The organism is Haloarchaeobius pelagicus (genome assembly GCF_051207375.1).
Taxonomy (GTDB): Archaea; Halobacteriota; Halobacteria; order Halobacteriales; family Natrialbaceae; genus Haloarchaeobius.
Map to the genome: position 1 here is coordinate 2,171,522 of NZ_JBPJZD010000001.1, position 21,190 is coordinate 2,192,711.

At 65.6% G+C, this 21,190-nt stretch carries 22 protein-coding genes; 7 read left to right on the top strand and 15 right to left on the bottom strand.

Annotated elements, in window-relative coordinates; translation table 11 throughout:
- Positions 1-35: 35 nt before the first annotated feature.
- On the bottom strand, positions 36-314 hold the full coding sequence (locus tag ACSC1S_RS11325) for a Sec-independent protein translocase subunit TatA/TatB (protein WP_435364384.1): 279 nt from the start codon (positions 312-314) through the stop codon (positions 36-38).
- A 209-nt stretch (positions 315-523) separates the two neighbouring features.
- Between ACSC1S_RS11325 and ACSC1S_RS11330 the strand changes: the two genes are divergently transcribed.
- A complete protein-coding gene (locus tag ACSC1S_RS11330) occupies positions 524-1,564 on the top strand; it encodes a DNA-methyltransferase (protein WP_435364608.1) in 1,041 nt (346 codons plus the stop codon).
- A gap of 57 nt (positions 1,565-1,621) precedes the next feature.
- Here the strand turns inward: ACSC1S_RS11330 and ACSC1S_RS11335 are convergent, their stop codons facing one another.
- Both ACSC1S_RS11335 and ACSC1S_RS11340 read right to left on the bottom strand, forming a co-directional pair.
- Positions 1,622-2,224, bottom strand: a complete 603-nt coding sequence (locus tag ACSC1S_RS11335) for a YIP1 family protein (protein WP_435318971.1) — start codon at positions 2,222-2,224, stop codon at positions 1,622-1,624.
- Positions 2,225-2,812 (bottom strand): thymidine kinase, encoded by a 588-nt coding sequence (locus ACSC1S_RS11340; RefSeq protein ID WP_435364385.1) that lies wholly within the window; start codon positions 2,810-2,812, stop codon positions 2,225-2,227.
- A 154-nt stretch (positions 2,813-2,966) separates the two neighbouring features.
- Here ACSC1S_RS11340 and ACSC1S_RS11345 point away from each other — a divergent pair, with 154 nt between their 5' ends.
- Positions 2,967-3,677, top strand: a complete 711-nt coding sequence (locus ACSC1S_RS11345; protein ID WP_435364386.1) for a hypothetical protein — start codon at positions 2,967-2,969, stop codon at positions 3,675-3,677.
- A gap of 21 nt (positions 3,678-3,698) precedes the next feature.
- Here ACSC1S_RS11345 and ACSC1S_RS11350 read toward each other — a convergent pair whose 3' ends face one another.
- From ACSC1S_RS11350 to ACSC1S_RS11365, 4 genes are all read right to left on the bottom strand, one after another.
- A complete protein-coding gene (locus tag ACSC1S_RS11350; RefSeq protein WP_435364387.1) occupies positions 3,699-4,277 on the bottom strand; it encodes an NADPH-dependent FMN reductase in 579 nt (192 codons plus the stop codon).
- Between the two features lie 65 nt (positions 4,278-4,342).
- Entirely contained in the window at positions 4,343-5,119 is a 777-nt protein-coding gene (locus ACSC1S_RS11355; RefSeq protein ID WP_435318975.1) for a helix-turn-helix transcriptional regulator, read from the bottom strand.
- Positions 5,120-5,306: 187 nt separating this feature from the next.
- On the bottom strand, positions 5,307-6,239 hold the full coding sequence (locus tag ACSC1S_RS11360) for a dimethylarginine dimethylaminohydrolase family protein (RefSeq protein WP_435364388.1): 933 nt from the start codon (positions 6,237-6,239) through the stop codon (positions 5,307-5,309).
- Between the two features lie 191 nt (positions 6,240-6,430).
- Complete coding sequence (locus ACSC1S_RS11365; RefSeq protein WP_435364389.1) at positions 6,431-7,357, bottom strand: HhH-GPD family protein; 927 nt, start codon at positions 7,355-7,357, stop codon at positions 6,431-6,433.
- 226 nt (positions 7,358-7,583) lie between these two features.
- Here ACSC1S_RS11365 and ACSC1S_RS11370 point away from each other — a divergent pair, with 226 nt between their 5' ends.
- The 3 genes from ACSC1S_RS11370 (at position 7,584) to ACSC1S_RS11380 (ending at position 10,651) form a co-directional block, all read left to right on the top strand.
- Positions 7,584-9,518, top strand: coding sequence for a sensor histidine kinase (locus ACSC1S_RS11370; protein ID WP_435364390.1), 1,935 nt, complete (start codon positions 7,584-7,586; stop codon positions 9,516-9,518).
- 83 nt (positions 9,519-9,601) lie between these two features.
- Positions 9,602-9,931, top strand: coding sequence for a ribbon-helix-helix protein (locus tag ACSC1S_RS11375; protein WP_435318979.1), 330 nt, complete (start codon positions 9,602-9,604; stop codon positions 9,929-9,931).
- Between the two features lie 81 nt (positions 9,932-10,012).
- Positions 10,013-10,651, top strand: a complete 639-nt coding sequence (locus ACSC1S_RS11380) for a dienelactone hydrolase family protein (RefSeq protein ID WP_435364391.1) — start codon at positions 10,013-10,015, stop codon at positions 10,649-10,651.
- 3 nt (positions 10,652-10,654) lie between these two features.
- Here the strand turns inward: ACSC1S_RS11380 and ACSC1S_RS11385 are convergent, their stop codons facing one another.
- The 4 genes from ACSC1S_RS11385 to ACSC1S_RS11400 all read right to left on the bottom strand — a co-directional run bounded on the left by ACSC1S_RS11385 (position 10,655) and on the right by ACSC1S_RS11400 (position 15,097).
- Positions 10,655-11,056 carry a hypothetical protein gene (locus ACSC1S_RS11385; protein WP_435364392.1) on the bottom strand — a complete coding sequence of 134 codons (402 nt, stop codon included), beginning with the start codon at positions 11,054-11,056 and terminating at the stop codon, positions 10,655-10,657.
- A 78-nt stretch (positions 11,057-11,134) separates the two neighbouring features.
- Positions 11,135-12,286, bottom strand: coding sequence for a thiolase family protein (locus ACSC1S_RS11390; RefSeq protein ID WP_435364393.1), 1,152 nt, complete (start codon positions 12,284-12,286; stop codon positions 11,135-11,137).
- 57 nt (positions 12,287-12,343) lie between these two features.
- Entirely contained in the window at positions 12,344-13,717 is a 1,374-nt protein-coding gene (locus ACSC1S_RS11395) for an aminotransferase class III-fold pyridoxal phosphate-dependent enzyme (protein WP_435364394.1), read from the bottom strand.
- Positions 13,718-13,792: 75 nt separating this feature from the next.
- On the bottom strand, positions 13,793-15,097 hold the full coding sequence (locus ACSC1S_RS11400) for an MgtC/SapB family protein (protein ID WP_435364395.1): 1,305 nt from the start codon (positions 15,095-15,097) through the stop codon (positions 13,793-13,795).
- 92 nt (positions 15,098-15,189) lie between these two features.
- Here ACSC1S_RS11400 and ACSC1S_RS11405 point away from each other — a divergent pair, with 92 nt between their 5' ends.
- The gene (locus ACSC1S_RS11405; RefSeq protein ID WP_435364396.1) at positions 15,190-16,455 is read left to right on the top strand and encodes an AI-2E family transporter; all 1,266 of its coding nucleotides are present in this window, start codon (positions 15,190-15,192) and stop codon (positions 16,453-16,455) included.
- On the opposite strand, the gene ACSC1S_RS11410 is transcribed toward ACSC1S_RS11405, so the two are convergent.
- Positions 16,456-16,695 carry a hypothetical protein gene (locus ACSC1S_RS11410; RefSeq protein ID WP_435364397.1) on the bottom strand — a complete coding sequence of 80 codons (240 nt, stop codon included), beginning with the start codon at positions 16,693-16,695 and terminating at the stop codon, positions 16,456-16,458. It lies immediately after the preceding gene.
- Between the two features lie 58 nt (positions 16,696-16,753).
- Positions 16,754-17,035 (bottom strand): PadR family transcriptional regulator, encoded by a 282-nt coding sequence (locus tag ACSC1S_RS11415; protein ID WP_261651974.1) that lies wholly within the window; start codon positions 17,033-17,035, stop codon positions 16,754-16,756.
- 224 nt (positions 17,036-17,259) lie between these two features.
- On the opposite strand from ACSC1S_RS11415, the gene ACSC1S_RS11420 reads away from it, so the two are divergent.
- Positions 17,260-17,538 carry an amphi-Trp domain-containing protein gene (locus ACSC1S_RS11420; protein ID WP_435318987.1) on the top strand — a complete coding sequence of 93 codons (279 nt, stop codon included), beginning with the start codon at positions 17,260-17,262 and terminating at the stop codon, positions 17,536-17,538.
- A gap of 458 nt (positions 17,539-17,996) precedes the next feature.
- Here ACSC1S_RS11420 and tbsP read toward each other — a convergent pair whose 3' ends face one another.
- Together tbsP and ACSC1S_RS11430 are read right to left on the bottom strand one after the other, a co-directional pair.
- Complete coding sequence (tbsP, locus tag ACSC1S_RS11425) at positions 17,997-18,815, bottom strand: transcriptional regulator TbsP (RefSeq protein WP_435364398.1); 819 nt, start codon at positions 18,813-18,815, stop codon at positions 17,997-17,999.
- Between the two features lie 293 nt (positions 18,816-19,108).
- Positions 19,109-21,181 (bottom strand): hypothetical protein, encoded by a 2,073-nt coding sequence (locus ACSC1S_RS11430; protein ID WP_435364399.1) that lies wholly within the window; start codon positions 21,179-21,181, stop codon positions 19,109-19,111.
- Between the last annotated feature and the right edge of the window lie 9 nt (positions 21,182-21,190).

Below are 21,190 nucleotides of genomic sequence, written 5' to 3' on the forward strand. Positions count from 1 at the left end.
CGGTAACGCTCGTCGATAAAAGTGTGTCTACCCGTTCAGGCCGGGGATGCGTCGGAGTCGGTCTCCGTCTCGGTCTCGAGGTCGTCGGTTTCGACCTCCGACTCGGTTTTCTTGTCCGCCCCCATAGCCTTGTTTCTACTCTCTTCGAGCTCTTGCTCGATCTCCTCTCGACCCTTCTGGAACTCACCCATCGCTTCACCGCTCGCACGCGCCAGCTTCGGGAGTTTGTCCGCCCCGAAGAGGAGAATCACGAGCAGGAATACGACGATGAGTTCGGGGCCACCGATCCCCCCGATGAACAGCGGTATTGTCATAATCCTATCACCCTCACATACGCCTGCAGAGAAGATAAGCATATTGGGTAAGTGATAGTTTTCCTGCTTTTTCGCTTACGTGATGGGTGCGAGTGTCCGGTTAGCATATCACCGCCCTCTCACTGTTCGCCCGAACCCACCGCCCGCCTGCCGTCTCCGGATGCACACCTTTACGTCCCGGACGGTGTAACCGCGAGGTGACCCACGCGATGGAGAGCCAACACGTCTGCGCCGTCGGTGACGCCCGTGAGATGACTGCCGTCGACGACGCGGCGGTCGACCTCGTGGTCACGTCACCACCCTACCCGATGATAGAGCTGTGGGACGAGGCCTTCGCGGACCTGAACCCCACGATCGGCGAGGCACTGGCCGCCGGTGACGGCGACCGGGCGTTCGACCTCATGCACGACGAACTCGCGGCCGTCTGGGACGAACTCGACCGGGTGGTCCGCCCCGGCGGCATCGTCTGCATCAACGTCGGTGACGCCACCCGCAGCATCGACGGCCACTTCTCGCAGTTCCCGAACCACGCCCGCATCCTCGAGCACATGACCGACCGCGGGTTCCGGCCGCTGCCGGACGTGCTCTGGCGCAAGCCGACGAACAAGGCGAGCAAGTTCATGGGGTCGGGGATGCTCCCGACCAACGCCTACGTCACCCTCGAACACGAGTACGTCCTCGTGTTCCGCAAGGGCGACGGGACCCGCCAGTTCGAACCCGGCAGCGAGCGCCGCTACGAGAGCGCGTACTTCTGGGAGGAGCGCAACGAGTGGTTCTCGGACGTCTGGACCGACATCGCGGGCACGGTCCAGACCCGCCACGTCGACGACGCGATTCGAAGCCGCTCTGCGGCCTTCCCGCTCGCGATTCCCTACCGGCTGGTGAACATGTACTCCATCTACGGCGATACCGTCCTGGACCCGTTCTGGGGGACCGGGACGACGACCCTCGCCGCGATGCTGTCGGGTCGTGACTCCATCGGCTACGAACTCGACCCGGGTGTGGCAGGGGCGTTCGAGAACCGCCTCGGCGACCTGCCCGAACGGTCGGAGACCGTCGTCGACCGGCGGCTCGACGCCCATCGCGAATTCGTCGAAGCGCGACGTGCCGACGGCGACGAACCCGGCTACGAGGCCGAACACTACGACTTCCCGGTCGTGACGAAACAGGAGAAGACCATCCGGTTCTACGAGGTCGCCGGTGTGACGGAGACGGCCGACGGGTACCGCGTCACCCACGAGCCCCGGTAGGCGGGACGAGGTGGGGCGGGCCGGGGCGGGGCGGGACGGGCCACGGCTCGACCGGCCTCAGATAATGTACCACTGGCGCAGCAACACGCCGATGGCGTGGAAGGCCCGGAAGCCGAGCCCGAACGCGAGGCTGGCTGGAATCGCGCCCGCGAGGGCGGCACGCTTCCAGTGCAGGTCGTGGACGATCATCAGCCCGAAGACGAGCAGCGTGGCCGCCCACAGCCCCAGTATCGCCCGCAGTCGCGGGTCCGGAACCCCCGCGAACAGGCAGGGTGCGCTGGCGTACCCGATTATCTGGACCGTCTCGCTCACCCCGGCGCGCTCGTTCGCGAGCGGGATGAGCACCAGGGTCTGCAGTGCCGCGATGAGGTGGAGCGCCGCGGGCGTGACCAGCAACACGGCGACCGCTATCCAGAGAACCGCCGACAGCGCCTCGCTCTCCGCAACGACGGGGTAAGCGTCCGGGACGAGCGCGAACCGGATCGCCTCCTCGAAGAGGACGACGACCATGGCGAACACCAGTCCGGGAGCCTGGTCACCGGGGGCGACGCCGGTCTCGAAGAAGCGGCCCGGCCGCACCAGTACCTCCACCCACGCCCTCGCGAGGGCGACGGGCCCGCGGTCGCGACCGCCTTCCGGGTTCTCGGTCCACTGCGTCATCTAATCGCTCCGGAGGACGTGACAGTTCCGACAGCGCGCCTCGTAGGACTCCTCGGCCCCGACGAGGATGGTCGGGTCGTCTTTGTGGGCCGGTTCGCCGTCGACGAGCCGCTGGTTCCGCGTGGCCGGTTCACCGCACTTCGCACAGATGGCCTGGAACTTCTCGACGTACTCGGCCAGCGCCATCAGCTGGGGGACCGGGTCGAACGGTTCACCCCGGTACGTCTGGTCGAGCCCTGAGACGACGACGCGGCGGCCGTCGTCGGCCAGGTACTCACAGACCTCGACCAGGGTCGAGTCGAAGAAGTTCGCCTCGTCGATGGCGACGACCTGTTCGCCGTTGAGGTGGTCGAGCAGCTCCCAGACCGCCTCGCCCTCGGACTCGATGGCGATGGCCTCCCAGGAGCGGCCCTCGTGCGAGCCGACGCTGTCCTCGCCGTAGCGGTCGTCGAGCGCCGGCGTGAAGACGGCGACCTCCTGGCCCGCGATTTCGGCGCGTCGGAGGCGACGGAGCATCTCCTCCGTCTTTCCGGAGAACATGCTCCCGGTGATGACCTCCACCCACCCACTGTTCGTGATGGCGTGCATAGGTAATGTGGCCGATTCGGGACCGGAAAAGGGTTGCTGATTCGCGAAGTCGTCGCGCGAGTCACCGCCCGGCCACCGGCTGTCGGTTTCTATCACGTTACTTGATAACGTATGCCAAATCGTTACCCTCGTTCGCAGCGTACTCCTCAGTGAAATGGGGGTAATTCGCACATTCAGACTACTGAGTGGACTGGTCACGTTCACGCTCGTCGAGGTCGTCACGCTCGGCCTCTGGCTGGCACTGGTCCTCGAAGAACCGCTGCTGGTCGACCGGCTACCCGCGGGTGCGCCCGACCCGGCGCTCCTGGCGGGAGTCGTCCTCGTCGTCGGCCTGTTCCTCGAAGGGTTCGTCAACGACATCACCGCCAACGGGGTTCGCCTGCGCATCCCGGTTGGCAAGATCGGGCTGTTCTCGATAACCGAAGCAGTCATCTGGGTCGTCTGGCTCCGCATCGCCCAGACGGTCGGCGGTCTCGGCGGTATCGCCCTCGCCGGCGTGTTCCTCGCGGTCATCTTCGTCCCACAGCACACCATCGAGGACAACGTCCTCCGGGGTGAGGGTATCCTCTCGCGGCTCATCGCCCTCGGCACCGTGAGCTTCAGTGTCATCGAAGCGGTCGGGGCGACGGTCTGGCTCGTGTTCGTCCTGGAACCGGCGCTCGTGTTGACCAAGGTACCCGCCGCCGTCCAGGCGCCCCTGCCGTCGCTCGTGCTCGACAACCTCGGGGTCGTCGGGCTGGTCGTCCTCGCGGGGTTCTTGCTGCTCGAACACACCATCGCCCTGCGGTTCGGGCTCCGGTCCACCCCGAACACCCAGACGGTCCGGCAGGCCGTCCTGGAATCGCTCGAATCGACCTCGGACTGACCGTCCCGGGTCGAATCGTCGCTACTCTGCGCCGACGTTCTCCTGGCTCTCGAAGGAGGCCGGGTCCGGTTCGATGTTGGCGTACTGCACCGCACGCTCACCGAGCGTCCGGACGCGTTTCTCAAGCCCGTCGTCGACCAGTTCGTCGTCGTCGAACGCCTCGTAGGCGCTCGGAATCACGGCCTGGTGGGGGACCACCCAGGCGTTCAGCGCCCGACACACCGACCGGAGGTGTTCGAGCGCCGTCACGGGGAAGTGGCCACCTGCGACCGCGAGCAGCCCCACGGTCTTGTCCTCGAACTCGTCGAAGCCACAGTAGTCGAGCGCCGTCTTCAGCGGCGAGGAGTACGAGCCGTGGTACATCGGCGTTCCGAGAACGACCGCGTCCGCGGCCTGGACGGTCGCGGCCAGCTGGTCGGCATCCCCCGCGCTGTCGTGGTCCGCGTCGAACACCGGCAGGTCGTACTCGCGGAGGTCGACCAGTTCCGTCGTGGCCCCGCGATCCGCCGCCGCGTCGAGGACGTACTCGAGCGCCTTGTGTGTGTAGCTCTCGTCTCGAAGACTGCCACAGATAGCGATGACGTGCGTCTCGTCGGACATGGGCCAGTCGACGGCCGCCCCCGGTAAATAGGATTGGACCAGCGAGAGCCACCGGCCGGGCCGGCTCAGAACTGGAACTCGGTCGCCTGTTCGCGGAACTCCTCGAACCGGTTCTCGGCCCAGCAGATGGCCTCGTCCCGTGTGTTCCGGACGACCGCTTGCACGCCGTTCGGTGTGTACACGCCGAAGCTCGCCTCCTCGGTGCCGTCAGCGTGCTCGACGAGTAACACGCCCAGCGGTGGAAGTTCGGGAATCTCGTAGAAGGAGACGTAGTCGGGGAAGCCGTGGGACATGTACTCGGCGTAGGTCGTCGCGAGTTCGGTGAACACGTCCGGTGTGAACACGAGCTGGACGTTCATCCCCGATTCGTGGATGCGCTCGTCGAACACCTCCACGTAGGCCGCGTGGGCCGCGGGTGAGACACCACGGACCTGGACCGCGTCCGAGACGAGGTCGACCGTCTCCTGGATGGCCCGGTCCGGCGCGTGCATGTCCGCCCTGGTCACGTCCGCACCGACCAGCACCTCCGGGTTGATGAGGTCGCTCCGGGGGAGCATGTCCAGGACGTCACGGGTCTCGGTGATCGCGTCCAGCGACCGCTGGCACGACTGGAACTCGTCGAACACCAGCTCCCCCGAGACGGTCAGTTCGTACCCGCAGTCGCCGCGCTCGACGAGCGCTGCCGTCTCCAGCTCCCGGATCGCCCTGTCGACCGTCGACCTGGCGACGCCGCAGTCCTCCGCGAGCGCCGGCTTCTGCTTCGGTTCGTCCGCGAGTGACGACAGGAAGCGCCGCCGCTTCGCCACCAGCGAGAGCGTATTCTCACTCCGAAACCCCGCCATACCACCTACCAGTGGATGGGTTGACATACTTATTGTGGTAGATGGACGGCGTCTGGTCACCGAATAGTAGTCTCTATCGAACTGTCGTCTCAGTCGAACTGTTCGGTCGAACGAACGGTTCGGTCGAATGACCCGGCTGCTGGCGATGCGCCCGACCCCGGTCCCAGGAGGCGGTCGGGTGCCGACGTTACGGCAACCGTCCGAGTTGCAGCTTCAGACAGCAGACCGACCCGCCGGCCTTCTGGAACTCCCCCGTCTCGACCGGGACGGGCCGATAGCCGGCGTCGGCGAGGACCTGCTCAGTCCGGGGGTTCCCCGCGCCGAGAACGACCGTCTCACCGTCGATGCAGTGGCAGTTGCAGGCCAGCCCCTCCCGGGACTCCTCCCGGGGGACCGTCAGAACGCGCTCGAACATCGAGTGGATCGTCTGGAGCCCGTCGTCGGTGAACGCCTCGGGCTGGACGAGCACCGTCTTCTCGTCCAGTGGCGCAAAGCAGACATCGAGGTGGTAGTAGTACTCGCTCGTGAGTTCGAGCGTCACCACGGGTACGCCGAGACGAGCTGCGAGGTCGTCGTACACCGCCTGGTCGGTTCGGACGCCGTAGCCGCCCCAGAGCAGCTCCTTCCCGGGATGCCAGATGGCGTCGCCGGTCCCCTCGAACAGGTGCGGCGGCGCATCGAGCACGTCGTATCCCTGCTCGCGACACCAGGCCGCGAAGTGGGCCGGCTCCCCGGCACGCTCGTCGGTCGCCATCCGCGAGAGAATCACACCGGTGCCGTCGGGCGTCGCGAGCCCGTGGTTCGCACTGAACACCATGTCCGGCAGTCGTTCCGGGTCCACGCCGGACTCGTCTCGCACCGCGTCCCACGTCTCGGCCGGGTCGAGGACCGTGACCGACGCGGCGTTCTGGTCGTAGACACGCTTCAGTTCCCGCCACTGGGCGAGGGCACGCTCGCCGTCGACCTCCCCACCCATGTAGGGGTTGATGTCGTAGTGAACGTCGAAGTACGTCGGTCGAACGAGGAGGACCGTGTCGTGCGCCGGGCGATACGCGAGGTCGCCGAGGGAAAGTGAACAGGGCTGGGCTTCGTCGAAGACTGCGGAGACGTTCGTGGACACGAACGGAGTATCGAACTACTATTGTATAGTTCCTGCGCTACTACCGAGACAATCGGACATATAGAATCAGAACAAGTGAGATACTCGGGAGAAAATCCAGATATTTCTGTCCATCCGTACGCTTCTGGCCCGGGTTCGCCATCTGTCCCTCCCGTGAGCACCCGACGCGGCTGTTCGCCCGGGGCGAACCCTCAGCGCTGGAGCCGCGCGACCAGTTCGTCACCGTCGTCGTCGACCTCGACCAGCCCGTCGTCGGTCAGGTCCGAGAGCAGCCCACGGAGCCACTCCCGGCCGTACTCACCCTCCGCCGAGTAATCGACGCGAACCCGGTGGCCGAGCGTGTCGAGTGCCAGTTCGTCGTACTCCCGCAGGGTCGAGACGACGCGCCCCCGGAACTGCCGCCGGCTCCCCTCGAAGCTCGGCTGGGTCGGCACGTCCGGCGCGGTGAAATCGCCCGTCTCGTAGGCGTGACACACCGTCCGCCAGGGACAGCCCGCCTCGTCGCAGCTGGGCGTCTTCTCGCAGGCCACTCCACCGAGTTCCATGATGGCGTTGTTCCACACCCGCGACTCGCCCTCGGGCATGAGTTCGCCCGCAGCCCACTCGAACGTCGAATCGTCGTCAGGCGCGTCGAAGGCGCGGTACAGCACCCGCTTGACGTTGGTGTCGACCACCGCGTCGCCGTTGTTGAACGCGAAGGAGGCGACGGCGTTCGCGGTGTAGGGGCCGACGCCCATCAGCTCCTGGAGTTCGTCGGGCGTGTCGGGGAACTCGCCGCCGTACTCCTCGACGACCTGCTGGGCCGCCTCGTGGAGGTACTTGGCCCGGTTGTTGTACCCGAGCGAGTGGTCGGTCCAGAAGCCGACCACGTCGGCGCGGTCCGCCTCCGCCAGGGCCTCGACGGTCGGCCACTCCTCGAGGAAGTCGTGCCAGGCCTCGACGACCCTGCCGAGCTGGGTCTGCTGGCTCATCACCTCGGAGACGAGGATGCGGTAGGCGTCGTCGGTCTCGCGCCACGGGAACTGGCGATGGTCCGCCTCGTACCACTCGATGAGCTGGCGCTGGACGGTCTCGAGGACCACGTCGTCCGGGAACGACCAGTCGTCGGACTCGGTCATCTGTTGTGGGTCGCTTGGGAGGTGCCGGGTTTAGCCGTGCTGATTCCGGACGTGAGTTTCGGGGTCCGGTTCGGGAGGGGCTTCAGGTGAGGAATGGCGACCCCCGAACAGGCCAAAAAACTAATTAACCAGTTAGTGTTCGTGATAAACGAACTTTCCGTGCCGCTCGAAACCTTGCTCTCTTCATACTCCCTCCTCGGCGTCCACCCATGGGCTGGTGGTCGCGGTGCCGAGTGAGCGCTCACCGACCACACCCGGTGCTGCCTTCGAACGTGCCGTCGAGACCGCGGACGACGCCATATTCGTGACGACCGCGGACGGGACCATTACGTACGTGAACCCCGCGTTCGAGGCGATAACCGGATACGAAGCCGACGAAGCCATCGGTCGGACACCGGCCATTCTGGACGCTGTGGACCACTCTGCCGAGCGTTTCGAGGACCTCATCCAGTCGGTCGAATCCGACGGCACTTGGACGGGAGAGGTCGTCAACAGACGAAAGAGCGGGTACCTCTACACGGCGAAACAGACCGTCGCGTCGGTGGGACCCGGAACCGAGCGGTACGTCTTCACACTGACGGATACCACCGAGCGGAAGGCGCGCAAAGAGCGGTTACGGCAGTACGAACGGGCCATCGAGGGCGCACACGACCTGATCGCAGCCGTCGATACGGAGTACGCCTACATCTTCGCGAACGAGCGATACCGCGACTTCCACGGACTCGACCAGACCGAGCTCACCCAGGCCACACTCGACGACGTCCTTGGCGCCGACGCCTTCGAGCGCGTCGAACCACACGTCGAACAGGCGTTGGCTGGCGACATCGCATCCAACCGGGTGACCCGGTCGTCTCACGGGGCGGACACGAAAACGTTCGATATCAATTACTACCCGCTGGCAGACGAGGCAGGGACCGTCGAGGGCGTCGTCGCGACGATGCGAGAGATAACCGACCTCGTCGAGCAGGAACAGGAACTCATGCGGAACCGTAGCCTGCTGACCCAGACGGAACGCCTTGGTGAGATCGGTGGCTGGGAACTCGACGTCGAGGGCGAGACGCTTCGGTGGACCCACGGCGCTCGCCGGCTTCACGACGTCCCCGACAGGTACGAGCCAGACCTCGAGGAAGCGATCGAGTACTACCATCGCGACGACCGGGACATGGTCGAGAACTCCATCGAGAACTGCCGCGAGGAGGGGGTCGCCTACGATATCGAGGTACGACTCGTCACCGACGATGCACGCACCCGATGGGTCAACATCACCGGCGACCGTATCCAGCGTGACGGACGGACGATTCTCCGGGGCGCCATCAAGGACATCACCGCCCGAAAACAGCGCGAACAGCAGCTGATGGTGTTGAATCGCGTCCTTCGACACAACTTGCGGAACGACCTCACCACGGTCAAGGGATACGCCGAACTCATCCAGGAGGAACTCACCGATATCGAGGAACTCGGTACCACTGGTGAGGGCCACTCGCCGGCGGAGATCGTCGGTCGTGTCTCCGAGATGGGTAGCCTCTCTACGTCACTCCAGGCCGAGCTCTCCGAGATCCAACGTCTCCTTGACCGGGTGGCGTCGCTCCCGACCGAGACGACACTCGAAGGCACCGAGCTAATAAAGGAAAGCTTGGAATCGCTCCTCGACATCTCGGAGAAGGTTCGGACGGTCGAGCGAAGTTCCGACGAGGACCAGATCCTCGAAGCAGTGACCGTCCGTCCGCTCCTCGAGGAGCTCGTAGCGCCGTACCGGGACAAGTTCCCCGATGCAACTATCCAGATCGAAGGAGACGACGCGTCGATTCGGGGCAACAAAGCGGCGCTCCGGCGCATCGTGAACGAACTCCTCGAGAACGCCCTCAACCACGCCGACCAGGACTCACCGACGGTCACCCTTCGAGTGCGAACAGCCACGTCCAAGATGGTTGTACTCTGCGTGGAGGACACCGGCCCGGGAATCCCCGAGATGGAACGACAGACCCTCGAAGAGGGCGAAGAGACCGCGCTCATGCACGGGAGTGGCATCGGGCTGTGGCTCGTGAACTGGCTGGTGACGCGGCTCGGAGGGACGGTCGATATCGAATCGAACGACCCGCGGGGCGCGACCGTGTCCGTCCGGTTACCTGCGGTCGATCAGCAGTCGCGGGGCGGCGACTGACCACGGGCCTGTCGACCGTCGTCCACTTCTTGGTTCGATAGAACACGAAACGCGCTTCCGTCCACGGCCCCAGACACAAGCCGATGAGCGACCTCGACGATCTGCAGACGGACGTGTCGGCGACCTACGACGACCTCGAGGACCTCGGCCTCGACTTCGACCGCGAGACCAGGATGGAGCTGGCGATGCTCTCGACCGCGCTGGGGACGGGCCAGCCAGAGGACCTGCTCCAGCGGGCGGTCCACATGCTGTTCCAGTCGACGGTCGACACCGGCAAGCTCGACTTCCACCTGCGCTCGGAGTACGACGTGACCTACGACGAGTACCTGAGCGGGATGACGTTCGACCAGATGACCGGCCAGAGCGCCTTCCCGCAGCAGCCCCAGGACGACGACCGGCGCTACCAGTTCTGAGTTCTCGGGGACCCACCCCCATCAAAACGAGGTGGGCCACTCAGGGTCCGAGTTCATCGGCTGTTCCGTCGAACTAGCCCTATGGCCATCGAACCACGTCGGTTGGTCGAGATTCCGGTCGGTGACGTGACGCTCCCCGGCGAGCTCCGCGTCCCGGACGACGCGCTGGGGCTGGTCGTGTTCGCCCACGGGAGCGGGAGCAGTCGCCGGAGCCCGCGGAACAACGCGGTCGCGGAGAAGCTCCGCGTCAACGGGCTGGGGACGTTGCTGTTCGACCTCCTGACACCCGAGGAGGACGTCGACCATCAGGCCCGCTTCGACATCGAGTTGCTGACCGACCGGCTCGTCGCGACGACGGACTGGCTGGGCGACAACGACGACGCCGCGGACCTTCCCATCGGCTACTTCGGGTCGAGCACTGGCGCGGCGGCCGCCCTGCGAGCCGCGGCGAAACGGCCGGCCGTGGCGGCGGTCGTCTCCCGCGGTGGGCGCGTCGACCTCGCGGCGGAGGCGGTCCCGGCCGTCACCGCCCCGACGCTCCTCATCGTCGGCGGGGAGGACGAACAGGTCCGGCGGCTCAACCAGGAGATATTCGACGAACTGGACTGCGACAAGGAGTTCGCGGTCGTCCCACGGGCGGGGCACCTGTTCGAGGAACCCGGCCAGTTAGAAGAGGTGACCAAGCTGGCGCTCGCGTGGTTCAGGCGGCACTTCGAGTAGGGCTCACTCCACGCAGCCGCTCTCGTTTTCGACCTTCGGAACGCCGCTTTCCTGGGTGCTGAGTACGGTCCTGAAGCGCTTCTCGTTGCAGCCGGTCAGCTCCCAGGTGTATCTCGTGCTCCACTCCTCGCCGACGACCCGGATATCGTACGGCCCGCCGGTGTTGTCGAACCGGACCGTGTCGCTGGTGCTCGCGGGGACGGTCTCCGAGACCTCGTCGAGGATCTGGCCTCCATCGCGGAGTTCGACAGTCACGGTCTCGGACTGGTCGGTCTGGTTGTTCACCTCGACGAACAGGGTGCCCGCCGGGACCCCGTTGAGGGTCCCGGAGAACGAACAGCCCGCGAGTCCGACCGCGAGGGGGATGGCTACCGTTTGCAGTAGCTGCCGGCGTGAAATCGTCATGCCAGTACTATCGCTTCGTGAACACATCAATCCACCGTGGCGCGTGCTCGCAGTCAACCCCACAGGGGGAACCCGCCACTACCGTTCGAGCAGCATCGCGATACCGCCACCGCCGCCGATGCTCATGCCGACCACGCCGTAGCGCTCCCCCGCGTCGTACAGGGCGTGGGCGAGGCTCGTCGCGAGCATCCCGCCCGAGGCACCGATTGGGTGGCCCAGCGCGATGGCTCCACCGCGGGGGTTGAGCGTCGCCGGCGAGATGTTCAGCCGGTCCCGGACGTACAGCATCTGGGCGGCGAACGCCTCGTTGAGTTCGAAGTGGGCCACGTCGCCCGGCGTCAGGCCGTTCGCCGTCAGCAGGTCGTCGACGGCGTCCGCGATCGCCATCCCGAACCACTCCGGCTCGCGGTAGGCCACGGCGTAGTCGACCACACGGGCGAGCGGTTCGCCGAGACTGTCCGCCACGTCCTCGCTGGCGAGCAGGACCACGCCCGCGCCGTCGCTCAGGTCCGAGGCGGTCCCGGCCGTGATGGTCCCCCCGAACGCGGGCGGCAGGCCGGCGAGACGCTCCAGCGACGTGTCGGCCCGGGGGCCGTGGTCCCGCGAGACCGTCCCATCGTCGGTCTCCACCGGGACGAGCTCCGGGTCGAACAGCCCGGACTCGACCGCGTTCGCGGCCCGACGGTGGCTCTCCAGTGCGTACTCGTCCTGGGCCGTCCGCCGGATGTCGAACTTGTCGACCAGACGCTCGGTCAGCACGCCCATGTGGGCGTCTTCGGTCTCGTCCCAGAGCGCGTCGCGAATCATCGAATCGACGAGCGTCGCGTCACCCATCCGCCTCCCGGTACGGAGGCCAGACAGCGTGTGCGGGGCGTTCGACATGGACTCGAAGCCGCCGGCGACCACCACGTCGCCGCGACCGGCCGCGATGTGGTCGACGCCCTCGGCGATGGCCCGCAGGCCGGAGCCGGACGCCTCGTTCACCGTGGTCACCGGGACGGTCGCCGGGAGGCCGGCCGCGAGGGCGACCTGCCGACCGGGAACCTGCCCGAGGCCGGCCTGGATGGCGTTTCCGAGGACGACCCAGTCGATGGCGGTCGGGTCGATTCCGGTTCGGTCGACGAGACCCGAGACGGCGGTCGCGCCGAGGTCGATGGCGGAGACGGACGCGAGCGCACCCAGGTAGTCACCGTGGGGGGTGCGCGCGCCGTCGACGAGGACGACACTCATGCAAGAAGTGGACGCGCCCGACGGAGAAAACCAGCTAGCCGTAGTACGACGGGGTGTTTACGAGGCGTCGCCGGAGCCGGCCGTCGTGGTGGGGGCCGTGTGCTCGGCGGCGTCGACCGCCTCGAGGAACACGTTCGCACCGATGTCGATTTCGCGCTCGGTCACGTCGAGCGGCGGGAGCAGACGCAGGCTCTTGTAGCCACAGCCGAGGGTGAGGAGCCCGCGACCGAGTGCCTGCTTGATGACCTCCTCACGGCGGTCCTTGGTGTCGAACTCGACCGCGAACATCAGGCCGCGGCCGCGGATGTCGACGATGGAGTCCATGTCGGCGTCGGCGATGACCTCCCACATCTGGCGACCGCGTTCGGTCGCGTTGTCGAGCAGGTCGTGCTCGTGGATGGCGTCGATGGTGGCCACACCCTGTGCGGCAGAGAGCACGTCGCCGGCACCCCAGGTCGAGGAGAGGCGGCCCTTCTCCTCGGGGAACACGTCGGAGCGCGAGATGGTCGCGCCGACGCGAAGCCCCTTCGCGCTCGTGATGACGTCCGGGGTGAGGTCGAGGTGGTCGACGGCCCACATCTTCCCGGTTCTCCCCATCCCGGACTGGATCTCGTCGACGATGACGTAGATGCCGTGGTCGTGGCGGATCTGTTCGAGGTCCTTGATGAAGGCGTCGTGGGGGACGCGGTAGCCACCCTCGCCCTGGACGGGTTCGAGGATGATGTAGGCGACCTCGTCCGGGTCGATGATGCCCGCGTCGGGGTCGAGCTTGTCCGCGAGCACGTTCCCACCGGGACCGTTGGTCTGCCACTTCTCGCGGTAGGCTTCTTCGGTCGAGATGTAGGGTACCGAGATGATGCCGGGGACCTCGGGGTAGCCCTTGCGGTGGATGGTCTTCGAGCGGTTCAGCGAGAGCGCGCCCAGGGTGCGGCCGTGGAACGCGCCGTCGAAGCAGACGCCGCGGTGGCCGCGGCGGTTGTAACAGATCTTGATGGCGTTCTCGACGGCCTCCGCGCCGGAGTTAGAGAGGAAGACGCGGTCCATGTCGTAGTGGTCCGTCGAGTCGATGAGGCGGTCCATCAGCTGCGTCGGGGAGGGGATCTCCGGGTCCTCCGGCGGCCAGCCACCGCTGGCGTAGAAGTCCTGTCCGGCGATCTTGATGGGGTCGATGAGTTCGAGGTCCGAGAGCCGGTCCATGACCTTCGGGTTGTTGTACCCGAGCGGAGCGGCGGCGACGTGGCTCGTGAAGTCCATGAGGACGTTGCCGTCCACGTCGGTACAGAACGGACCCTCTGCGTCAGCAGTGATGTCCCAGACGAAGTCGTAGACGTAGGTGCTCGGCGCGGAGAACTGATGGTGGTACTCCACCCATTCCTGTGCCTTCGAACCGGGCATGTGGTCTACCCGGGGCTCGGCCGTGTGTCGGTCCATGTCCCCCTGTAAGGAAAGGCCCCCTTTAATACGTTCGTTGTTTGGCGCAATTACTACGAGGGGGTCTTGCGATACTCAGGCTGTCAGGACGACCAGGGCGGTCACCACACCGCCCGCGGTCACCAACACCGCGCTGTAGATGGCGACGCGTCGGGAGAACGACCGGTTCGGGCTCACGGCCGTCAGTCCCGCCTTGACCACGACCGAGGAGGCGGTCGCGAGCAGGACCGACAGCACCGTCGTCTCCGCACTCAGCGTCCCACCGCGGAAGAGCAACACCGCGGAGGTGGTCGCGCCAGCACTGGAGACGAGCCCCGAGGCCACCGCGGTGGCGAGGAAGCCGGCTGCCCCGAACTGTGCGTTCGCCACCGACCCGACGACGAGTACCACGAGGAACATCCCGCCGAAGCCAAGCGCGTACCGGAGCGAGAACGGACTGTCGAGCGTGATGTCGACGTTCTCCGACCAGTCCGCGGTGAACGCCGCGACCACGATACCCGTGATGATGACGGCGACGAGCGGGGCCGTCGCGTCGATGAGCACACCGCGCGAGAAGGTGAAGGCGACCACGATGAGGAGGTTCCGCAGCGCCATCGCCGCGTCCGCGAGGAGGATGGCCGCGGCAGCGTAGGAGGCGGCCTCCGTGTTCTGGCGAACGTGGTCGAGCATGGTCCCGACCACCGCGGTCGACGACGCGAGCCCGCCGAAGAACCCGGTGACCGCGATGCCGCGTCCCCCGTACAGCTGGACGATGACGTAGTTGAGGATGCCGATGCCCGCGACGGTGACGACCATCAGCCAGACGACGCGGGGCTCGATGGTGAGCGAGTCGAGCCCGAGCATGGGGATGCTGTACTGTCGTTCGCCCGCCGGCAGCAACGGATACACCACGAACGCGATGATAGCGAACTCTGCGCCGGAGCGGACCTCCTCCCGCGAGAGGTTCTCGGCGAACGAGTGCAACTCGCGCTTGAGCACCAGCACCAGCGACGAGAGCACGGCGACGGCGACGCCCTCGAGGACGAGGTCACTCGCGACCAGCGCACCGACCCCGTACGCCACGAGCATCGAGGTCGACGTGGTCAGCGCGAGACCGTCTTCGCCGTCCGAGAGCAGGCCCCTGACCGCGAGCAACACGCCCTGGGCGGTTATCAACAGGCCCCCGACGAACAGGAGCGGCCAACCGTACGTCGTCTGTGCCGCCAGTAATGTGAACACCGCGCCCGCGAGACTGATGAGCGAGAAGGTCCGGATACCGGCAGACTTCTGGGACCACTCGCGTTCCAGCCCGAGGAACAATCCAAGTGCTCCGGCGAGTACGAGCCGGACCACCTGGCTGTCGATGGCCGCAGTCGGCGATTGTTGGAGGACTGGTTCCACTGCAGGGCCTTCACGCACCGGGGACTTATTTCCTTACGTTGGGGTTCCAGAACCACGACAGGTTTTTACCGGTACGCGACGCGAGACTCAACATGTTCGGCGGTTTCGAAATCGGCCGGTCACGCGCCCCCTGGTGGGCCATCGCAGCCCTCCTGGCCGGGGCGCTCCTGTTCGTCCTGTACTCCTTTATCGGGACGTTCGTCTTCGGCATCTTCATCTACTACGCCACGCGCCCGGTGTACCGACGGCTCAAACGCCGCATCAGGCCGCCCAGTCTCGCCGCCACCGTCGCCATCTTCACGCTCGCCCTCCCGTTCTTGCTGTTGCTGGCGTACACGATGGCGATCGCACTGCAGGAGGTCGACGCGTTCACCAAGAGCCTCCAGGAACAACAGGAGAACGGCGGGACACTCGGGGAGTTCCAGAAGATACTCGACCCGTACATCACGCTCGCCAACGACGTCCAGAACCCACAGGACCTCCTGACGAACCAGGAGGGCCTGAGCGTGCTGACCGACGTCCTCAACAACAGTCAGCAGTTCATCGGCATCGTCGGGACGGGGGCGCTTCACCTGTTCATCATGATCGCGCTGGCGTTCTACCTCCTCCGAGACGGCCACAAACTCTCGCGGTGGTTCATGTCGACGTTCGGCGACGACCGGGGTGTCCTGCGTGCGTACCTCTCCGCCGTCGACCGCGACTTCCGGAACATCTTCTTCGGGAACATACTGAACGCGTTCCTGACCGGTGTCATCGGAGCCCTCTCTTACAGCGTCCTGAACGTGTACGCGCCGACCGGTGATCTGGCCATCCCGTACGCGGCCCTCGTCGGCCTGCTCGCGGGTGCCGCAAGCCTCATTCCGGTCGTGGGCATGAAGCTCGTCTACTTCCCCGTCTCCGGCTGGCTGTTCTTCCAGGCGTTCTCGACGGAGCAGTCCGGCCTGCTCTGGTTCCCAATCCTGTTCGTCGCGGTCTCGTTCGTCATCGTCGACGTCATCCCGGACCTCGTCCTGCGCCCGTACGTCTCGGGCCGGAACCTCCACGTGGGCGCGGTGATGTTCGCGTACATCTTCGGGCCGCTCCTGTTCGGCTGGTACGGCATCTTCCTCGGGCCGATGATCCTCGTGCTGTCGGTCCACTTCGCGAAGCTCGTCCTGCCGGAGCTGTTGCACTCCGAGAAGCTCCAGCCCTACGCCGTCGACCCGACCTACTTCACGCCGGGTGACGAGGCCGCCGTCACCGACGTCTCGGCCGCGACGCGCCACAGCGCCGATTCGGACGTCACGCCGACCGACGGCGGCCACGATGGGGAACACGCAGAACCCGTACTCGGTGAGGCGGACGAAGACGAGGAGTAGTCACTCGAGGGGTTCGCCGTCGCGCGGACAGTACTCGTAGCCGGGGTCGGTCGTCCGGAAACCACAGCGTGGGCAGGTCCGTCCTTCGGGTTCCCGGGCCCTGTCACCACGACGGAACAGGAAGGGGACGAACGGCAGGAACAGGAACACTGCAAGCGTCTCGAAGTACCACCAGAGCGCCGCCGAGATGACCAGGCTCGCGAGGAGGCCGGCAAGCAGCGTCAGGATACGTCGGTCCATCCGGTAGTCGGTCGGGGTCTGGGACAGAAAATCGTTACGCGACGCTCCGGTAGCGTCGTCAGGCTTCCGCTTCGACGTACTGGCCTTCCCAGTCGCTGCGGGCCTCGATCTCTCGGCGGCCACGGCGGGTCAGGACGTAGTAGTTCGTCCGTCGGTCCCGCTGGCCCTTCTCGATGAGCCCCTTGTCGACGAGTGTGTCGAGGTTGGGGTAGAGGCGACCGTGATGAATCTCCTTCTCGTAGTACTGCTCAAGCTCTTCTTTGATCGCCAGTCCGTGCGGTTCTTCTTTCCCGGCGATGACATACAACAAGTCTCGCTGGAATCCTGTCAGGTCGTGCATTGGAAAGGTACAAGAGACCCTTGAACACCAGATATAATAAACATGTCGGCCAAGCTCGCCGTATTGATATAAAAACCTAGGCTTGACATCCTCGCCATTGGACACAACCAATAATCACTCCGACATATTGTGTACTGTGATACACAAAATTATCTAACATGTTTGATTAGAAGTCTGTTCCCCGTCTAGGGGTATTTATCCCGGCTGCACACGTAGGCACGACTATGCCAGAAGAAGTGCTGTTCAAGTCCGAATCGGAACAGACCCGCAGCGACATCGCCGCGATGCTCCGCAACGTGGCGGACAAGCTGGAATCCGGCGACCCGATCACCCTGACCGCCGGCCAGCAGTCGGTGACGCTCGACCCCCCGGCCCGGCCGACGTTCGAGGTCAAGGCCGAACGCGAGACCTCCACGGGAGCGACCGAGGGCGAACTCAGCATCGAGTTCGAGCTGGAGTGGGACGAACGCGCGAGCGACGACGGCGAGTTGCAGATCGAGTGAGCCGGCGCTGACGGACTCGTTCTACTGACTTTCTCGTCGACCCGTCGCTGTCTGAGAGACGTCCTCCGGAGAATCGCAACGGAACACACCAGTCGCTGTCGAATTGTAGTACGAAACAGGTAAGCAGACCACGCGGGATAAAAGCCCGCGTGGTCGCTTGCCGCCCTGAATTGGTCCCCGCTGACGCTTCGGCCCTCCAAGCGAAGCGTCATTTGACTCATGCCACCGGAGTATCTTAAAGGTACCGACAGCGGCGAGTACACGGTCTTCGGACAGGCGTCAAAATCGCACCGCGCGGCAGTTTCGAGAGCGGCTCGAAGCTAGCTTGACGGGCGCTGCAGCGGCGTTCGCTGGCCGAGTGATTTCGCGGGTGACAGCACAGGCGTTCGCGGTGCCGGGGTGCCACGACGTCGTCACTCCTCGGCTGTACGACGACCCGCAAAAATCGAGCGAAATTCTCAGTTGAGGATGGACTGGGCGATGGTCGCGAGCTGCCCGTTGTCGGCGTCGCGCAGGCGGTCGTCGCCGATCTTCAGGCGAAGGCGCGGGCGACCGACGTCGATGGGGACCTTCTCCGTGTCGATGAGGCCCATGTCCTCGAGCTTGGTCTTCGTGCGGGAGAACGTCGCCTTCGACGCGATGCCGACGTCCTCGCCCCACTTGCTGATGTCGTACAGCAGGGCTTCGTTCTTCGCCGCGACGAGCAGCGAGATGGTGACCTCGTCGAGGCCCTCGCCGTCACCGCGGGCGGTCTCCAGCGAGTCGAGGATGTTCGAGAAGTCGTTCTCGGCCTCGGGGCTGATGTCGGTCTCGAGCGTCTGGCGGACGCGGCTGATCGGCGGCGTGCGGAGCTTGAACTCGGCGGCGTCGTCCCACGCGGTCATGTAGGCGTCGTACGCCGTCGAGACGAACTCGTCGTCGTCGGTCGTCAGGCCGCCGACGCGGTTGCCGGCGGTGACGAGCGCGACGACGCTGTCCTCGGTCACGAGCAGGGAGTTCTCCGGGGTCTCCTCGACGGTCCGGAGGGCGAGTACCCCCTGGTCGATGAGGTCGGCCGCGTTCGAGGCGACGATGAAGTCGTCCATGACGTCCTTGAGGGTGCGTTCGTCGGCGAGCATGTGGACCGACGGCAGGTCGCCCTCGAAGCGGGTCGCCACACGGACGAACTCCTCGATGGCATCGGCCGACGGATTGACCACGAGAACGTTCCCCGTGGCATCTTCCAGCACACTACCGAGGATATCGTCAATTTGTCTGTCGAGTAAATTCGAAGTCATGCCTATACACAACAAAACGCGGTTTAGATACTTAATTTTATTGGCCTCGTCGCCCTCAAATCTTGCCGATTCATGGTTGAATCCTCCCTGGTTCGTGTGACCACAACGATGGCGGGTGAGTGGCCCAAAAATATAAGCCGTCCACTGTTGGAGTATGTGACTGTTCACTCATGGGACAGCAGACCACACCCCACGAAGTGCAGCGGACCAGCCGTCGATGCCCCTCGCTCGACGGCGGGAGCAGTCCGTACACGGGCCCCTGAGGCCAGTACTGGCGTCACGAAACCGTCTATTCACGTCTCTTCTCGCAGCCTCACGGCGAGGTCGTCCGACCAGTAGAACTCGCCTTCGTAGATGACCGAGGTGTCGGCCCGGTCGAGGAAGTCCAGCACCGAGGCGCGCGACAGCGCGAACTCGGACTCGTTCCCACAGAGGTACGAGTACTCGTTGCCCTCGACGTACGGGTGATAGTAGCTGCCGGCGTACTGGAGCGAGAACTGGTCGAAGGTGAGGAAGTACTGGTCCGCGCCGAGGCGCTCGAGTTCGGCGGTCGTCGGGAGTCGGTTGGTCGTCTGCGTGAGGGTGTGCGTCCCGTCACCGACGACCGCGTAGTCCTTGCCCATCATGATGCGGCGACGGGCGATGCGCAGGGCACGCTCGAACGAGAAGCCGTGGATGAGCAGGCGGGCGAACGCGGACCCGACCTTCACCGCGTGGTCGTTGAGCACCTGCGTGAAGGTGACTGCGCCGGTGACTGCGCCCTTCTCCACCAGCCCCATCCCCTCGTGGAACGAGCCACAGGCGTTCAGGAAGAACGTCTGGGTGTTGCACTCGGAGAGGCTGTCGGTCGGAAGGTAGCCGTCCGGGCAGCGAAGCCCGCCCTCTTCGCAGTGGCCGATGTAGTGGACGAAGTCGTTCTCGGACTCGAACACGCGGGCGAGTTGCCCCGTCGTGAGGTGCTCTTGTACGTCGACCGACAGCGGGAGGTCCTGTGCACGCGACCGGTAGATGGCGGCGACGTCGGCGTGTTCCGCGTCCATCTTCTCGTCGTTGAGGACGACGGTGACGCGGGCCGCTTCGGCGTCGCGTTCGACGTACTTCTGTCGGTTCCGGTACGCCGCCGGGGTCGATTTGAACACGTCGATGGGGACGCCGTCGGCCAGCCAGCCGTGGACCCGGCCTCCCCGGAGTTCGGGTTTCACGATGTCGACCGAGGCGACCTGTCCCGGGCCTTTTCGCGAGCCGCCACGGTAGAAGTCGTCAAGCGAGCGCTGGACGAGCTCCGAGCCCTCCAGTTCCGAGGTCCGGGGCGGGTACAGCATACTCAGGTTGTGGAGCAAGAACGGGACCGTCTCCAGCATGGCCGGTTCGGGCTCGACGTACATCGCGAGGTGCCAGTCGGGGAGCCGGTGTTCGATGGCGGCGTAGGGCACGTCGAGGTATGTCTCCAGACGCTCGACCGGGGTGCCGTGATACAGCTCCCGGCTCGGCAGGTCGAGGGCGTCGAGCAGGCTCTCCTCGGCGAGGTTCGTCCCGTACGGGCCGGCGTTGCGAACCAGGCAGTCGAGGAAGAACACCTTCCGGAGCAACTCGGTCGTGGTCCGCTCCAGCGCCGAGCCGGTCCCGAGGTCGTGGCGGATGCCCGCGCTCGGGGCGCACAGCATCGGCGCGTCGAGCGTGTCGACGACCTCGACGTCGGCCTGCAGGTAGTACGCCAGCGGCGCGGTCACGAACAGCTCCTCGAAGGTGGGCGGGACGAGCAGTTCGATACCGACGTCGGGGGTCGCCTCGGCGATAGGGTCGGGAATCTCGACGGACTCACCCGTCTCGACGAGCGGGGGGTGTCCCCGCAGCGTCGGGTAGGTCCGGTCCGGGGCGCTGGTCTTGTGCGAGGCCGAGAGGTGGGTGAGCGCGGTCGCCATCCCCTCGGGGGTCGGTGGCACCACGATGGTCCCCGGTGGCCGTTCGCTCCGGCTCCGGAACCCGATGGTACAGTCGGTCCTCTCCGGGAACGAGACGACCACCTCCTCGAAGTCACTGGTCTTGGAGATGGTGAGCGGCCCGGCTGCGCGGAGGTACGTCTTGATGTCCGTGTCGAGGTCGACGATGTACTCGCCGGGCGGGAGTTCCAGTGGGCCGGTGTCGTTCTCCAGGTCGTAGGTGGCCTCGCTCGACTGCGAGGCGACGTACACCACCGAGATGGGGAACCGGAGTTCGGCGGCGGTGCAGTCGACCGTGGTGTCGACGGGGCGTGGGAGTGCAGAACCGGAGTCGGCCTCGTGCAGGGCCGACCCGCGGACGGTGAATTCGGCGTTCCCCGGGTCGATTACCCGGAGACCGTCCGTCGTCACCTCCCACTCTATCATGCGAATTGG

Excerpts from the sequence above, each read along its gene's own strand:
- ACSC1S_RS11325 (WP_435364384.1), bottom strand. The coding sequence starts at position 314 with ATGACAATACCGCTGTTCATCGGGGGGATCGGTGGCCCCGAACTCATC.
- ACSC1S_RS11330 (WP_435364608.1), top strand. The coding sequence starts at position 524 with ATGGAGAGCCAACACGTCTGCGCCGTCGGTGACGCCCGTGAGATGACT.
- ACSC1S_RS11335 (WP_435318971.1), bottom strand. The coding sequence starts at position 2,224 with ATGACGCAGTGGACCGAGAACCCGGAAGGCGGTCGCGACCGCGGGCCC.
- ACSC1S_RS11340 (WP_435364385.1), bottom strand. The coding sequence starts at position 2,812 with ATGCACGCCATCACGAACAGTGGGTGGGTGGAGGTCATCACCGGGAGC.
- ACSC1S_RS11345 (WP_435364386.1), top strand. The coding sequence starts at position 2,967 with ATGGGGGTAATTCGCACATTCAGACTACTGAGTGGACTGGTCACGTTC.
- ACSC1S_RS11350 (WP_435364387.1), bottom strand. The coding sequence starts at position 4,277 with ATGTCCGACGAGACGCACGTCATCGCTATCTGTGGCAGTCTTCGAGAC.
- ACSC1S_RS11355 (WP_435318975.1), bottom strand. The coding sequence starts at position 5,119 with ATGGCGGGGTTTCGGAGTGAGAATACGCTCTCGCTGGTGGCGAAGCGG.
- ACSC1S_RS11365 (WP_435364389.1), bottom strand. The coding sequence starts at position 7,357 with ATGACCGAGTCCGACGACTGGTCGTTCCCGGACGACGTGGTCCTCGAG.
- ACSC1S_RS11375 (WP_435318979.1), top strand. The coding sequence starts at position 9,602 with ATGAGCGACCTCGACGATCTGCAGACGGACGTGTCGGCGACCTACGAC.
- ACSC1S_RS11380 (WP_435364391.1), top strand. The coding sequence starts at position 10,013 with ATGGCCATCGAACCACGTCGGTTGGTCGAGATTCCGGTCGGTGACGTG.
- ACSC1S_RS11385 (WP_435364392.1), bottom strand. The coding sequence starts at position 11,056 with ATGACGATTTCACGCCGGCAGCTACTGCAAACGGTAGCCATCCCCCTC.
- ACSC1S_RS11390 (WP_435364393.1), bottom strand. The coding sequence starts at position 12,286 with ATGAGTGTCGTCCTCGTCGACGGCGCGCGCACCCCCCACGGTGACTAC.
- ACSC1S_RS11395 (WP_435364394.1), bottom strand. The coding sequence starts at position 13,717 with ATGGACCGACACACGGCCGAGCCCCGGGTAGACCACATGCCCGGTTCG.
- ACSC1S_RS11405 (WP_435364396.1), top strand. The coding sequence starts at position 15,190 with ATGTTCGGCGGTTTCGAAATCGGCCGGTCACGCGCCCCCTGGTGGGCC.
- ACSC1S_RS11410 (WP_435364397.1), bottom strand. The coding sequence starts at position 16,695 with ATGGACCGACGTATCCTGACGCTGCTTGCCGGCCTCCTCGCGAGCCTG.
- ACSC1S_RS11415 (WP_261651974.1), bottom strand. The coding sequence starts at position 17,035 with ATGCACGACCTGACAGGATTCCAGCGAGACTTGTTGTATGTCATCGCC.
- ACSC1S_RS11420 (WP_435318987.1), top strand. The coding sequence starts at position 17,260 with ATGCCAGAAGAAGTGCTGTTCAAGTCCGAATCGGAACAGACCCGCAGC.
- tbsP (WP_435364398.1), bottom strand. The coding sequence starts at position 18,815 with ATGACTTCGAATTTACTCGACAGACAAATTGACGATATCCTCGGTAGT.
- ACSC1S_RS11430 (WP_435364399.1), bottom strand. The coding sequence starts at position 21,181 with ATGATAGAGTGGGAGGTGACGACGGACGGTCTCCGGGTAATCGACCCG.